The 15,052-nt window shown below is 39.5% G+C and carries 17 protein-coding genes; 2 read left to right on the top strand and 15 right to left on the bottom strand.

The window, feature by feature from the left end; genetic code table 11:
* Positions 1 to 240 precede the first annotated feature (240 nt).
* The 13 genes from LJE12_RS12830 to LJE12_RS12890 all read right to left on the bottom strand — a co-directional run bounded on the left by LJE12_RS12830 (position 241) and on the right by LJE12_RS12890 (position 8,960).
* Positions 241 to 693 carry a hypothetical protein gene (locus LJE12_RS12830; RefSeq protein WP_227226732.1) on the bottom strand — a complete coding sequence of 151 codons (453 nt, stop codon included), beginning with the start codon at positions 691 to 693 and terminating at the stop codon, positions 241 to 243.
* 102 nt (positions 694 to 795) lie between these two features.
* Positions 796 to 909 (bottom strand): helix-turn-helix domain-containing protein, encoded by a 114-nt coding sequence (locus tag LJE12_RS12835; RefSeq protein WP_227226731.1) that lies wholly within the window; start codon positions 907 to 909, stop codon positions 796 to 798.
* 290 nt (positions 910 to 1,199) lie between these two features.
* A complete protein-coding gene (gene galT / locus LJE12_RS12840) occupies positions 1,200 to 2,690 on the bottom strand; it encodes a UDP-glucose--hexose-1-phosphate uridylyltransferase (protein ID WP_227226730.1) in 1,491 nt (496 codons plus the stop codon).
* Positions 2,684 to 3,034: a DUF2500 domain-containing protein gene (locus LJE12_RS12845; protein ID WP_227226729.1), complete on the bottom strand. Its 351-nt coding sequence runs from the start codon at positions 3,032 to 3,034 to the stop codon at positions 2,684 to 2,686. Before LJE12_RS12845 ends, galT begins: the two co-directional genes overlap by 7 nt.
* Positions 3,035 to 3,657: 623 nt before the next feature.
* Positions 3,658 to 4,137, bottom strand: coding sequence for a hypothetical protein (locus LJE12_RS12850; protein WP_227226728.1), 480 nt, complete (start codon positions 4,135 to 4,137; stop codon positions 3,658 to 3,660).
* 280 nt (positions 4,138 to 4,417) lie between these two features.
* Complete coding sequence (locus LJE12_RS12855; protein WP_227226727.1) at positions 4,418 to 4,798, bottom strand: DUF4825 domain-containing protein; 381 nt, start codon at positions 4,796 to 4,798, stop codon at positions 4,418 to 4,420.
* 432 nt (positions 4,799 to 5,230) lie between these two features.
* Positions 5,231 to 5,512: a DUF1648 domain-containing protein gene (locus LJE12_RS12860; RefSeq protein WP_227226726.1), complete on the bottom strand. Its 282-nt coding sequence runs from the start codon at positions 5,510 to 5,512 to the stop codon at positions 5,231 to 5,233.
* 59 nt (positions 5,513 to 5,571) lie between these two features.
* Positions 5,572 to 5,760, bottom strand: coding sequence for a hypothetical protein (locus LJE12_RS12865; RefSeq protein WP_227226725.1), 189 nt, complete (start codon positions 5,758 to 5,760; stop codon positions 5,572 to 5,574).
* Positions 5,761 to 5,818: 58 nt separating this feature from the next.
* A complete protein-coding gene (locus LJE12_RS12870; RefSeq protein WP_227226724.1) occupies positions 5,819 to 6,799 on the bottom strand; it encodes a hypothetical protein in 981 nt (326 codons plus the stop codon).
* 85 nt (positions 6,800 to 6,884) lie between these two features.
* Positions 6,885 to 7,088 (bottom strand): PF20097 family protein, encoded by a 204-nt coding sequence (locus LJE12_RS12875; RefSeq protein WP_227226723.1) that lies wholly within the window; start codon positions 7,086 to 7,088, stop codon positions 6,885 to 6,887.
* 100 nt (positions 7,089 to 7,188) lie between these two features.
* On the bottom strand, positions 7,189 to 7,521 hold the full coding sequence (locus tag LJE12_RS12880; RefSeq protein ID WP_227226722.1) for a DUF3784 domain-containing protein: 333 nt from the start codon (positions 7,519 to 7,521) through the stop codon (positions 7,189 to 7,191).
* A 380-nt stretch (positions 7,522 to 7,901) separates the two neighbouring features.
* The gene (locus LJE12_RS12885) at positions 7,902 to 8,306 is read right to left on the bottom strand and encodes a hypothetical protein (RefSeq protein ID WP_227226721.1); all 405 of its coding nucleotides are present in this window, start codon (positions 8,304 to 8,306) and stop codon (positions 7,902 to 7,904) included.
* Positions 8,307 to 8,399: 93 nt separating this feature from the next.
* A complete protein-coding gene (locus LJE12_RS12890) occupies positions 8,400 to 8,960 on the bottom strand; it encodes a hypothetical protein (RefSeq protein ID WP_227226720.1) in 561 nt (186 codons plus the stop codon).
* A gap of 79 nt (positions 8,961 to 9,039) precedes the next feature.
* Here LJE12_RS12890 and LJE12_RS20295 point away from each other — a divergent pair, with 79 nt between their 5' ends.
* Both LJE12_RS20295 and LJE12_RS12900 read left to right on the top strand, forming a co-directional pair.
* Entirely contained in the window at positions 9,040 to 10,191 is a 1,152-nt protein-coding gene (locus LJE12_RS20295; RefSeq protein WP_227226719.1) for a sensor histidine kinase, read from the top strand.
* Positions 10,188 to 11,717 carry a response regulator transcription factor gene (locus tag LJE12_RS12900; protein ID WP_227226718.1) on the top strand — a complete coding sequence of 510 codons (1,530 nt, stop codon included), beginning with the start codon at positions 10,188 to 10,190 and terminating at the stop codon, positions 11,715 to 11,717. The genes LJE12_RS20295 and LJE12_RS12900 overlap by 4 nt, the downstream gene beginning before the upstream one ends.
* Positions 11,718 to 11,853: 136 nt before the next feature.
* Here the strand turns inward: LJE12_RS12900 and LJE12_RS12905 are convergent, their stop codons facing one another.
* Both LJE12_RS12905 and LJE12_RS12910 read right to left on the bottom strand, forming a co-directional pair.
* Positions 11,854 to 12,486, bottom strand: coding sequence for a PBECR4 domain-containing protein (locus LJE12_RS12905; RefSeq protein WP_227226717.1), 633 nt, complete (start codon positions 12,484 to 12,486; stop codon positions 11,854 to 11,856).
* Between the two features lie 311 nt (positions 12,487 to 12,797).
* Complete coding sequence (locus LJE12_RS12910; protein WP_227226716.1) at positions 12,798 to 15,047, bottom strand: glycoside hydrolase family 95 protein; 2,250 nt, start codon at positions 15,045 to 15,047, stop codon at positions 12,798 to 12,800.
* Positions 15,048 to 15,052 lie beyond the last annotated feature (5 nt).

Consider the following 15,052-nt stretch of genomic DNA (forward strand, 5'->3'; position numbering starts at 1 on the left):
AAATCCCAATCAGATAGCTGACAGCAGAACGGTAGATCTCCAGTGTCTGGCGGATCGGGATATTCTGTTTTCGTAATTCCACACCATAACTGGATATTATCTGCATTTTTATTTCTCCCTGATAACTCTTTTCTCAGATTCTGTTGTTTTTTCTACTATCCATGGCTATATTTTAGCACATATAGCGCTAAAAATAAACATACGTTTTCCTTTGGGTAAAAAATTTGCGCGTCTAACTCATCACGGTTTTCGATTAATAAATGCTAAGATCCTAAGAATAATAAATGACACAATAGTAATACCAGTCAAAAATCCCAATGCTAATCGTGTTACCTGTGTTTCTGTAGCTCCCATTCTAAATAAACATATACCATAGATGACTGTAAAAATTCCTGCACATATTACACTGGTGAGAAAATTTTGCCATATAGCAGCACTTTTTGGCAAACATTTATCCCATATTCCATTGTGCACCATAATAGAGGCATACAGGATTCCTCCTACTAAAGCAGCTACTGTCTCTCCTAAAATCAAACGAATATCCACCGTTAATAACATTTGAATAATAATCGCTAACACACTAATCACAAACATTGATGCAAATGCAACATTTCCAGCCTTTAATGCTTTTTGTTTCACCCATTCTTCATACACCGCAACTTTGTCCAGTGTTTCTTTCATCTCTTTATTCATAGTCTGGCTCCTTTCTCCGTCCAGGAGCTCTCTTATCTCAACATCGTAATACTCCGCAAGTTGAACAAGTATACTGAGATCTGGCATATTTATTCCTGTTTCCTATCTGGAAACTGTTCTTGCAGATACTTCAAACTTCTCGGCAAGCTGCTCTTGTGTAAGATTCTTTTCTTTACGACATTGCTTTAAAAAAGCTCCAATCTTTTTTGTGTCCATGTCTCTACCTCTCTTCCACTTACAGCTTACCAATATGTGACAAAATTACCACGACATAAAACGAGAATCCGCTAATTTTCAACCGGACATCGTATGTCTAAAACAAATAAACAGCATTTTCACCCCGAAAACATTCTATTTTTCTATAAATTATCTTTCTCTTTTATGTCTCTCCATAAGCAACAGAATAAACATAATAAACCATATCGCACATGCAATTAAACATCCGATTCCTGGTTTATCTGTACTCCTGCAATCATTTCCTGCAAAGAATCCTTTTATTTCAATTATTATAATGTTTCAAGAAAACGCATGAATGCTTCTCTTCCCTCGGTCGTACATTTGTATACTCCTGCATCTTCCAGAACATGGGTAAATACGATTCCAATCTCTTTCTGAAGAATGCCATGGATGTTTTCTTTTGTGATTTCCGGATATTTCGGAAGGAACTTCTTAACCCACTCTGCATGTTTTTCAATCTGTTCATTTGAAGAAATATCTTTGCCTTCGAGAATATACTCTTCCAAAAGTTCCATCTCACCTTTTAATCTGGCCGGAAGAACTGCAAGTCCCATAACTTCGATCAGACCGATATTTTCTTTCTTAATATGATGATATTCTGCATGCGGATGGTACACTCCCAGCGGATGTTCTTCTGTTGTGATGTTGTTCCTTAATGTCAGATCCAGTTCGTAGGTATCACCTACTTTACGTGCAATTGGTGTAATTGTATTATGAGGCTCTCCATTGGTTTCAGCATAAATAAATGCTGCTTCGTCAGTATAACCTCTCCATACTTCCAGCACATGTGTTGCCAGATCTACCAAACGGTTAGAATCTTTATGACGAATACGAAGTACAGATAACGGCCATTTTACAATTCCAGCCTCTACATCTTCAAATCCCGGAAGTACCACGTGCTGCTCAATTGGTGCTTTTGCCATTGCAAATGTATAATGTCCACCCTGGAAATGATCATGGCTTAAGATCGAGCCGCCTACGATCGGCAGATCTGCATTAGATCCAAGGAAATAATGCGGAAACAGTTTTACAAAATCAAACAGTTTAATGAATGCATTTCTCTCGATTTTCATTGGAGTATGCTGGCAATTAAATACAATACAATGCTCATTGTAATATACATACGGAGAATACTGGAATCCCCAAGGAGTATCATTGATTGTGATCGGAATAATCCTGTGATTCTGCCTTGCCGGATGATTAACACGTCCCGCATATCCTTCATTTTCCGGGCAAAGAAGACATTTCGGATAGCTTCCGGATTTTACATTCCTTGCCGCGGCAATTGCTTTTGGATCTTTTTCCGGTTTGGACAAATTGATGGTAATATCAATCTCACCGTATGGACTGTCTACCTTCCACTTTTGATCCTTCTCTACGCGATATCTGCGGATATAATTGCTGTCCTGACTCAGTTTATAAAAATAATCGGTTGCTTCCTTTGGGCTTTCTTTATATTTATCCCAGAATTCTTTTTGCACCTGGCCCGGACGCGGCATCAGACAGTTCATTAATCTGGTATCAAATAGATCCCGGTATACAATACTGTCTTCGATCAGTCCTCTTTTTACGGCTTCGTCCAGCAATTCGCCCAATGTTGCTTCAAGATTAACAGGTTCCTCAATGTTGTCCGGTTTCTCATAGTCATCCTCATGAAAAACGTCCAGCAGAAGATTTGTTGTGTAATTTCTTTCACATTCTGGTATCAGACCTGTTGTAATCCCATACTGTACCAGTTTTGCAATGCTTTCACTTAACATTTTTCTTCCTCCTGTGCTTCACTTTTAAATTTATATTTTTGGTAACATATATACCGATTTCCCTGATAAGTTAGCATACCTTGATCGCCTTTTTCCAATTCACGAAAATCTCCCTGTTGCATTTGAAATTCCATCAAACTTCCATCTGTCATCTCAAATACAACGCGAAACCAAGGTACATGTGCTTCAGACTGCATATGGGTATAGATTCCTTGCTTCTTTTCAACTACAGTCGCATCAACAGATTCAACTGCCGCACTGCTGTTATTGCCAAAACTTAACAACATTTTGGTAAATACAAACATCATGATTATGAGTGCTGCTATACAGATTATAAATGCCATCCTATTTCTCCTTTAGACCTCAAATCCTGCATCCATGCAAATGTCTGTGATGCTCTTACCAGTACATTCCAATTAATCTCCTGCAAGTTTTGTCTACTTTTTCTTCCCATTTGGCAAGTAATATACGTCTTCTGATATTATAATGTGCTTGTAAGATAAAGAAAGGAGAAAAAAGAAATGAAAAGATTTAAAGCATACATCAACTACCTTATGAACTTCTATGCCAACTACTTCAGAATTTACCGCTATATGTAAAGGACACTCCTGCCATCACAGGAATGTCCAATACGGAAACCCAGTTTCAATGGTTTCCCTTATTATACTCTAATTTAGTTGCATTTGTACATGAACAGGATTCTCGAAAACATAGACAAAATTGAACAGAATTATGAAAATACTCTTACCACGTTTTTTTATTTGTAAACCACTTATTAGCAGACGGATCTGCCAATGCTGAAAACGGATAGACCGTTTTCCTTTCGGCTTTCAATTTATCTAATTAATAATCTCTGAATTTCCATACATCTGATGGATTTGCATTTTTCATCCTCAGCATTCTTTGAAGCTGCTCTTCTGTAAACCACAGATCGTGCAGTATTTTTCCGAAATATAGAGGCAAGATATCAGACTGCTTCATTGCAATTATGAACTGTTGATTTACCAAGATTATTTGCATATACGGTAATCAAGTCGCCTTTCTTAAGATTCGGCTTTTCCCATACCAAACGGCTTTTATGATAATACACTTTATCATGATATGTAAAACTATATAAAATCCTGTATGGAATCTGTCTTCTATATCTTGTGTATTTTTGCAAATATACTTTTTCTACCAAGCCCTTCACTTTTGTACCATTTTCGATTAATTGTAAATGTAATTTATCAAGCTTTGCAGTATAAATTCCCAGAGCAGCACTTATTATACACAAAAGCACTCCCGTTATAGAAAACACAGTTCCCAACATATCTGGATTCTGAATGCCTGAGTTTACTGCTGGTTTTAATATCCCAAGAAAACTTAAGACACCGGAAACAAGAAAGAATATTCCTATCCAAAAGAAGATAACTCTCAATAAATCTTCTGTATAGTTAAGTTTTTTCATATTTATTCCCCGTCTTTCTGCGAAAGACACCAATGCGTCATGAAACATATGCATTGCCTTTCGCTATCTAATACATTTTCCCTCTGGTATTATTCTTTATAAGGCTGATGAATATTTTTGTGCGGCAAAGCCGCCCGTCCCGGAATGGTTTATTTGTTATGCTCTATTTTCTCGGGTAACCTCTACTTCTTTGTTTCAAACTTGTCCCGCCACATATATGATGCGCTTTTCTATTCTTATTATTATATAATAGCAGACAAATTATTAATCACCGAATGATCTACCGTTCATACGATGCAATGATTTCCTTACTATCCGCTATTTTATAATCAAGTGTTTCCAAATTACCAATCAAATCAAATGTCATATCCGCATTAACTTGCAATTCATCTTCAATCTTAACTGCAGACGGCTCAACTTTTAGAAATACTGTTAATCCATAAGGCTTCGTTTCAGACTGTATCTGTATGCTATCATAAGAATATCCTTCCGGATACTCTTGCCCACTTACAATATTTATAACATTCGAAGAATCTCCTATATAATCTGTCTTGTACTGTGACAGGTCAGGAATCTCGTACAGTTCTTCTTTTCTGCCACATGCGGAAAGCAATATTGCTGATACCGTAAATAAAATAATTGGCATTACTTTTTTCATCATGAACCAGCTCCTCTTCACACTTTGATATAAAACAGCCTGCCCAATGAACCAGAAACTGCCATATATCTGCTTCTTTATTTATAAGCAAGTCTTCTGACCGCAAAGGCTGATATTTACAGTAACAATGCTCCTCTTTCATCTTTTTACACAGGTTCTACTGTTTTTTACGACATTTTGCGCTTTCCATTTTTAGTCCTTGTTTTCGCTATACTCAAGTAGTCATTTAGATAAACGAAACATAAATCATAAAAATTTCTGCAATCAAAATAATTCCTAAAACACAATCAATCATCAGGTTATATTGACCATCCGTTAGCCAGGTCTTCGAATGCATCAGAACATACTTTACACTTTTTATACCACTCAAGATTGTAACAACCAGAAGGAGTATCGGCAATCAAACGGATATTCGCAATCCGCTTCGCTACTTGCTCATAACCGAATAACTGCTCCGCAGTTTATCAGAAGGAGTTTGCACTCCTCCTGATACAAGCAAGTCCCCACCCACTGCTTATTGCTTTTCACAATTGAAGCAGGGGACTTACTTGATTCGGTTAAAAAAATTTCTATCTTATTACCAAAGTCATCTGCGACTCCATTCCCAGCAAAGTGAACGGGAATAATCTCCGGTAAGAAAAAGAAGCTTATTATTGCAATCGCAATGCCAGCGATGCAAATTCCCCATGTTAATTTCCTGCTGCTTATACCATCCATAACAGTGCCTTCCTCTCATATGTCAGATACTGGTACTTACTCAAAGCCCTCTAATAAGCTTACTTTTTGAGCAATTCTATAACAACCCAGCATGTAGCTATTGTTTGCATCAGAAAAACGAAATCACACACATATTTCATTCCAAATTTCATAGAAGAGCTCCCAATCAATCCAAAACCTATGCAAGTCGCACCTATGCTGAATATCAAAGCCAGAATACAAATAAGTATCTTATATTCTTTTTTCATATCCCTTTCCTCCCACATCTACATTAATTTATTGATAAAAATTTAAGGTTCCATATTTCTATTTTACATGAAGAATATGCTGCCATGCCTCATCCGGAACGATATCTAATAAATATGTTTCCTTAGAAGAAATTTTTTCAAGAAACTCGTCCAGTAAATTTTCTTCCTTATCTTCTGCTATTGGCAGAAGTTCCTTATACAAAACCGTAGGAATTCCAATAGAATACTTTTCTTCCTCATATACGAGAGAACCAAATGTCCAGTCTTCCTGTTCCTCTGGGCCTAATTCCACGATCAACTCAACAATCGGCAAATAATGACACATTTGTAGGAAACTTAAATTAACTTTTATCCGGCCTTCCTCGCCCTCTGGATCTTTTTCTATTATCTCTATTTTATCCTTTCCCGTTACGGTCATTACAACTAAAGAGTTTTTCGGAGATTCTGTATTTATCTTCTCTATTGACTTTGCTTGAACAAAGCCTTTTTCCATCGTTTCTTTTTTATACTCACTACATCCTTTTGATTCAAAAACACCATAGTAGCCGCCCAAATTGTTCATTGCTATTAAGTCCGGTGATTTGTATGTAGTTTTACCATTAGCTGAAAGAAATTGATATTTTTCTATGGGCGGCTGTGAACTGAGTTTTAATACCATTGATAAGTGAACCATATACTCATAAGAGTACTTTTTCTTTCCAAGTACTGTAGTAAGTATCATCCCAAGCCAGTAATTAATTGCACCAACTTCTGTACTATCCAAATAATCTTTTCTTGCTAAATCAAATGAAAGTTCTCCCTTTGGCAATAAAGAAACAAATGTTTCAAATAATCTAATTTTGAAATATATTTCTTCTTTACGGTCTATTATCTTTTTCTCGGTCAAATATACATCTGGCATCCCAACCGACACAATAGCATCTATTAGTTCTACCCCGGTAAATGACAAAGTTCCATTGTCTCTTCTATTATGATCAGAAATTTTTTCAGGTTCCAGATACAATTTTATCTGATAAATATCTCCACGTTTTATCTTCATCGCCTAATTCCTCGCAATTAATCGTATTCGAATTCAATTGGTTCCCATCTCTACATAAAGCATATTTTTCAAAGAATTGAAAATCTCAATATTCATAAGAGACAATAATCTTTCTGCAAAAATCACAATTATAGGCAGCTATGCGGTCTCCAGATATCCTTGCTGCCAACTCTAGATCCGTATTTAACCGCAAACTCTCAGAGCCTTCTTTCCACTCCAGTCCTGCCCCTGCACCAACCGCATGCAACTGACCCTTTCGCATTTTTCCTTCACAATATGGACATCTCATATTCACGTCATCTCCTTTAAGTAGTTAAAGTTCCTCTTGTTACCGAGTATTATCCTGTTCCTGGATAGATTGTATATCTCCTTTCGCATATGTCTTTCGTCTAAATGTTCTTTTCTATTTTTTCTCGTTTCATACATTCTTTCATCAATAAAACAAATTGAACGGTCCATATTACCCATGCTGCAAAACACCCGATTCCACTGTATAATAAATCTATGGCTGCACCGGCTACAAACGGCAGTGCCATCCACATCATCCGATTTCCATATACTCTGCACATTTCTTTTTCATCATACTGTTTTCGTTCTTCCGTAGATTTCATATTATAGCCAGACAGAAAAGCAGCTGCCTTTCCATTTGATTTTACAAAGCTGATTCCAAATAAAAACATAATCACTGCCATTCCCAAATCAAAGATAACACAGAATCCCATTGCAGACACCTCACTTCCCACTTTGGCCATCAAATAAAAAAGCCAAACACAAAAGTAAAACTTATTATGTTTGGCTAGGTCAACTTGTTATTTTTTTATCACTCCTTATGGTTGTATTATACTATATATCCCTCTATAGTAAAACAATTTTTTATATTATTTTTTATTTTAATATTATATTTCTACTATCATCAATTTTTCAGATATTTTCAACGCATAAACAATGCTATTAGCTACAATATTTCTGGAAAATTTATCATAGGTTTGTGTTGCCACAAAGAAACGCTGGCTCTGAAAATCAAAGCCGCCGTTCTAAATTGTCTGGTTTTTCTTTTGCCGTCATGCGGCAGATAACCAATTCATTCTATTTTGAACTTCTTTTATGCTACCTGATGTCTGTAATAGGAATGAATCGCCAAGAATGTAAACATAAATAATCCAATTCCTGCCGAAAGCAAAATAATCTGCGGTGTCCAGAAACTCATTCCACCGATATTCAGATAATTGAAATCTGCAAGCTGATAAAGGAAATTGTTCTGCATACCAATTCCGGCAGATGGAAGTATGGTGGAGAACCATGTTGCTCCCATCGCCACATAAGCAAAAAGCGGCATGAAAAGAACCACAATAGAGATCAGCAAAACCGTCAAGGTATCTTTAAACTTCGCAGACAGGAATAGCGTACAGCTAACCGTTGCTAATACGGAGAGCAAGCCTGCTGCGGCAAGAATTATCTGCAACTGTCCCAGATTGATGTTTGGCAGGTTAATGGTAGAGTATAGCATCTGGAATGATGTTTTTAAGCAATCCGTCCCGAACGCTGCATCTAAAAGATGCTGCCCACTACGGACAGCCTCTTCTCTATAATAAGATTTTCATTACTGATATATGTCCACCAATCCTGTTTTTAACATTGAATCTGAAAACTCATATGCAGCTCCATCACCGTTAAGATTCAGATACATATTATTCAAGTCATTCTCATTTACGATCCATGCCATATTCACCTGTATACTCTCACCAGGTTTTAATGAAGAAATATAGTTTCCTCCATTTCCATAATCCTCTGATATACTGTTGTATGTCATTTCAGCTGTACGTGCAACACCATCCCATATAACACGATCGTAATCATCTCCGGACGGTTCTGTCGGATCGTAAATTTGATATGATCCATCTTCATGGTCCATCAACAGCAATGTACCAATATAAAGCATATGGTTAATTTCTTCATCTGACTTATTGGTATAAGTAACTGTCGCATAGACGAGCTTTTGTTTCACACTTTCTGTTTTTACAATCTCGTCCACTGAATCAATGCCATTACCGGACTTAATATAAGACAGCGTATTATTTACTAAATTTCCATCAGTTCCAACTGCATCAGTCCATTCTTCCGGCACATTATTCTGACCAAGCAGCTGCAGATTGTCCTCCACCTGAACAGCATCAACACAAAATGAGTTTAATCAGCCAGAAGACCATTCCATCGCAATCCTTGACCAAGACCAAAAACTGGTGTATAACAGTGATCCGCAGACAGATACCAGCCGTCTCTATCAGACATACTTAAAATGCACTAAAGATAATTCCAGCCATGTTTTTTCATTTGAAGATATGAGTTTAAGCTGTTATACGGTATCCCCACTTACCGGCTGGACATTTATCCTCACAAGCAGTACCGCTACTTATATGAGCAGTATGAAAAACCTGATTTTAACCAGTGCCCTGCTTTTCTTCATATTGGGAATTGTTATGTCTTCTTTCCTGTTTATACTGACACGTATGTTAGTCCGCCCAATGAACGAGCTGGTTCATCAGTTAGAAAGTATTGATCCCGATTCCAACATTCAGCTGAAACCGACTTCAGCAAGTTCTACGAACGAGATTGTATTACTGACCCAGACAATTCAGAGTTATCTTGCTGAAATTTATAATAAGACTGTATTGCTGAACGAATCTCGTCGCAGGGAGTTTCAGGCTCATTATGAGGCTATGGAAGCACAGTTGAATCCCCATTTTCTCTATAATACCCTGTCCGTGATCGGAATGACCGGTCTCAACAGCGGGGATACTACGGTTTTTCAGATGTGCAGCGAACTGGCAAGCCTTCTGCGCTATTCTCTGTCATTTACGGGCCAGGCAGTTGAACTGGGACAGGAAATTGCCAACGCCAAAAGCTATCTATACATCATGAAGATACGCTATGAGAATGATTTTATATGTACATGGGAACTGGATTCTTCTATTGAAAAACTCCATGTACCAAAATTAATCGTTCAGCCAGTCATAGAGAACTGCTTCCAGCATGGATTCCGCAAAGCCGGATGTGAGATTTCACCACCATGGAAAATAAGGGTACACTCCTGGTGCGATGATGCAAACTGGTATCTTTCTATCAGTGACAATGGAAATTCTTTTGATATGGAAGTATTCAACAACCTGCAAAAGCGTATCCAACATTTTAAAGCAGCAGCCGATACCACTGTCTCCCCCACTCTTCCCGAACGTCAGGGATATGGTCTGGAAAATACGGTCTTGCGTCTGAGTATTTTTTATAAAGGAAACGCTTATTTTAATGTTACAAATGATAATGACTGGGTAACAATAACAATCGGAGGTCCTTTGGGATCTTCCGCAGTACAGAATAACACGGAGGAATTAACATGAAGATCATAATAGTAGAAGATGAACCGGCTATCGCAAGAGGAATTGCAAAACTTTTAACGATTACTTACAAAGATATAATAATCCTGGATGTCTGCCTGAATGGCAGTGAGGGAATGATGAGCATTTTAAAGAACCAACCAGACCTTGTTTTTACAGATATCCGTATGCCAGTCATGGACGGATTAGAAATGATCCGTCAGATCCATGAAAAGAATTTCTTTCCTCAGTTTGTAATATTAACTGTTTATGCGGAATTTGAATATGCACGCACTACCATGAATCTTGGAGTCAAGGATTATCTTTTGAAACCAATTTCCATAGAACCACTCAGAAAAATCATAGACTCCAGCCAGAAACAGATCAGCAAAACTACCAGGATTCTTCAGGAAGACTATCTGAAAAGGATAATATCTTTTAACAATCGCGAAACTTCCGATAAAAATCCATTACTTGCCTGTAACTGTACTTTTATGATCCTGTTTACAGGATCACTGTGCAACAATATATATACAGAAACCATTTTGCACAGTCCCCTGCAGCCAGCAAGCCGTGAACAGATTCAGAAGCTGGAGAACACGTTCCAGGTTTCAATTATTGTGCTGGCAGGAAGACATTACAACGAATGCATTTATGCTGTAATCGCCCCTTGTTCTTCCACTATGGATCTGGATGACATTGCCCAAAATATCTATTCACTCCATGATAACAGCGAAGAAACATTAAATCTGGTAATCTCCAATACCTGTACAGATGGCCGAGAGCTTTTTTCTATCCGCCAGGAAGCATACCTTTATGCCCTGTTCCATATCCGGTTCGGTTGCAGCAGAATATTCCATATCAAATCTGAAACCGATACGAATATTGCACCTTCCCCTGAGATCAGACAGATCTGTTCTAACCTTGGTGAATACATCAAAAGACAGAAGATCTCCGACTGCCTCCGATCCATGACAGGTTTCTGGAATAAAAACAAAGTCACACAATTCCAGCTTGTTACAGATCTTCACTATTTTTTCAGTACTCTGGAACAGCTTCCCATTCAGTCTCATGGACAGCTTATATCCAATATTGATGAAATTATCGGCTCCTGCCAGACATACTCCGACCTGGAAAAAACAATCCTGGACGAAGTAAACCAGTATCTGGGGTATGCGGATGATTTTGCCAGACGGGATCAGCAGACCCTGGCAAAGCAGGTCAAAGAATGGCTAGATGAGAACTTTACCACACAGATTACATATAAGATATTTCAGGATCTTTTCAATCTGAACGAGAAATATATATCCACCCTGTTCAAAGCAGAATACAATATCACTCCCAGCAGATATGTGGGAGAGCTTCGCCTGAACATGGCAAAAAATCTCATGCAGAACAATCCGGAAATCCGGGTGAAAGATGTTGCTGAACTGGTTGGATTTACCGATTATTTCTATTTCAGCCGTGTATTTAAATCCCATGAGGGCATCACACCGAGTCAGTATATTAAATCAATCTCCAATACCGATTCTGCACCGGAAACAGAATAAAGTGAACCGTTGGTTCTTTTTACAAAATACTACAATTAAAACAGCCGTACCATGTGTTTTTACATGATACGGCTGTCAATAATTTCCATACCCTCAGGATAGATTAATTAAATTGCCACACTAAGACTCTCCATTTTTATTTATGTAATAAAGTTTGGTCCAGCATGTTTTTAATTTCATTCGGAAGACTGTCTATCGTTGCATTTTCATCCAAAAACAGTAAAGTTGTATATTTTTTCGCATCATTCGGTGCTGAGAAAATATGAGTTACTGTATATGCTGTTCTACTTTTAGAAAAACAATCTTCATCTCGCAGTGATTCTACTACGAAGCAATCGCCTTTTTGCTGTCCCTGATCATCATACTCTTTATTTAAGCATAGAGTAAAATTAAGATCTGTTGTGCCAAACTTATAAGTTCTCGTATCTGTAACAATCTCTTCCAACATAAAGCCTTCTGAGCCAGCCAGCATTGCAATCTGTCCGATATGCTTAATCTTACGCTTACACAATGAAAAAGGGTGCTGCGGTGTAAAAAATATCTGCGAAGCCTGAAGCATCTTTTTTGCTGCGTAACTATAAAATTTTTTCGCGGAAAGGTTCGTAGCCACACCTGTTAAATGCCTGAAATTGGCAGCTTTATAAAGCACCTCAATATATCTGCCTTCAAATACATATAGAAACCTTTTACCTACCAGATGCTTCCTGTACAGATCAGCAGCTATTTTAATCTCCTGTACGATTTTCTCTCTATCCTGTTGTTTTCCCATCTATCTTTTCCCAATCATCACTATAATATAAAAACAGCACCGGACAACTTTTTTGTTATCCGGTGCCCATAATCTTAAAAAGCGGTTTTATGCTGGCTGTCAGCCGCGACATCCTTCCGAACGCCTAAAATGTCACCGGTATCATTAAGTCCCCGGCGCGGACTCACCGTATCTCCCTGGTGTGGGCGTAATACCCTTCCGAGTATCAGATAGTCCCGGTCATTACCCTGCCCAGGCACAGTACAGCTTTTACGTGCCGCTACACGAAACCTTTTGGTTTAACTATATTATATGCGATACCCTAAGAAATATCAATAGTTTCCGTCAAAAATCATATCCTCTGTCCCATCAGGTTTTAAAAATACTGTTTTCGAAATTTCATTGCATTCCAGCGTTAATTTCTGCTCATGGGGAGAAGAAAGACGAACCCTGTGTATCCTGCCCTCTCTCCATTCAAAATCAACTGTGATGTCACCCTGTGCCTTCATTCCCCGGACTTTTCCATCCTTCCATTCATCCGGAAGTGCCGGAAGCAACAGGATATGCCCTTTCCTGCTCTGGATAAGCATCTCTGCAACTGCAGCTGCAAAGCCAAAATTCCCATCGATCTGGAATGGCGGGTGTGCACACAGCATGTTGGGATAAATGCCGCCTCCCACACAGGAAATGTTTTCCTCCCTGGTATAACGGAGCTGGTTTTTCAAAAGCCCCAGTGCATGTTCCCCGTCCCGGAGTCTGGCCCAGAGGCAGGCCTTCCATGCCATGCACCATCCGGTCCCTTCGTCCCCGCGCCTTTCCAGAGCCACCCGGCAGGCTTCCAGAAGCTCCGGGGTGTTTTCTGTGATCAGTTTTCCTGGATAAAGGCCATACAGATGGGATACATGACGGTGATGGATCTCTGTTTCCGGATAATCCAGAAACCATTCCCGGATCTGTCCAAAGCTTCCCGTCTTAAATGGCGGCAGTTTTGAAAGTACCCGTTTTACATCCACAGTCTCTCCCTCTATGCCCAGGATGTTACATATTTTCAGGTAGTATCCAAACAGTTCTTTCAGGATGCTGATATCCATGGTGGATGCCATTCCTACACTGTGGGATTTTCCATCTTCTCCACAGAAACGGTTCTCCGGGGAAGTGGAAGGTCCGGTAACATAGTATTCCCCATACGGGAACAGGAACCCAAGGTAGAACTTTACGGCTCCCTCGATCACCGGATATGCCCTGTCTTTCAGGAAATCCAGGTCTTCTGTATAGCAGTAATGTTCCCAGAGATGCCGGCAGAGCCATCCGGAACTCATAGGCCACATAGAATAAGAACAGGGATCCTCATCCTGCCCGAAATATCCTACAGGTCCGGAATGTCCCCAGATATCCAGGTTGTGGTGGCTCACCCATCCGGAAAGTCCATAGACCTCTCTGGCTGTCTCCTTTCCATCCTCTGCTGTCCGGCAGATCAGGTCAAAGAGCGGTTCCTGGCATTCACCCAGGTTGCACCTCTCAGCCATCCAGTAATTCATCTCCGTGTTGATATTAACCGTATAATTACTGCTCCAGGGAGCACGCATCCTGTTGTTCCAGATCCCCTGGAGGTTTGCACACTGGCTTCCCGGCCTGGAGGAACAGATCATCAGGTATCTGGCATAATGGAACATCATCTCTGCCAAACGGTTTTCCCTGGTGTCGTTCAGTGATAATTCCATACGGTTAAAATATTTATGGTATTCTCCCAGATGCCTTTTCTTCAGCTGCTCATAATCCGGATCTTCCAATACTTCCATACACTCTTTTTCCAGCTGTGGTGCATCTGCATTCCGTCCAAAATCTGTATTTCCTGTAAAATAGACAAATATGTCCTGTTCTCCTTCGATCAGGAGCTTACCATCACAGCATTTTATACTTCCCCCTGGTGCCACTGCCTTTACAGCCAGGGTAAACCGGATTCCTTTTCCGTCCTCATAAACAACCGGTTCCGGGCAGTCATAGTATGGCGGTGCCACATAAGAGGGTGCCCGTCCGGAAAGTAAAACGGTATCTTCACAGTTTTTTATTTTCTCATATCTAATCTCACTTTCCAGTGAAATCCCAAGATGAAGTTTCTGTTCAGGGGCTGCCTGGAAATGGACTGCCAGCAGAGGATCTGCCATGCTCACAAACAGCTCCCTTTTATACCCTGCAGATGCCACTGTTTCCACCGCATGGTTTAAAGAGAGCTGACGCACATATCCGCCGGGTGCCTGTCCGGACATCTGCAGACTCATATTGAGTCTGCCAGCCGGGAGGTAACTGTCCGTCCAGTCACCCAGGATATGTTTCCTGCAATAATCTTCTGCCTCCTGATGCTTCTGGTTCTCAAGCAGCTTTCGCAGATGCCCAAGGTCAGCATGACCGTTTTTATTCAGCTTTGAACTGCCGTCACCGGACCATAAAGTATCAAGATTCAATTCAAGCGTTTCATTTTCCAGACGGCCATAGGACATCACCCCAAGAGTTCCGTTTCCCAGCGGCAGAGCCTCATTCCAGGCTTCCGCCGGTTTTTTGTAACTTAATATCCAACGATCCATTTTTA

The sequence above is a fragment of the Blautia sp. DFI.6.71 genome (genome assembly GCF_020593585.1).
Lineage (GTDB): Bacteria > Bacillota > Clostridia > Lachnospirales > Lachnospiraceae > Blautia_A > Blautia_A wexlerae.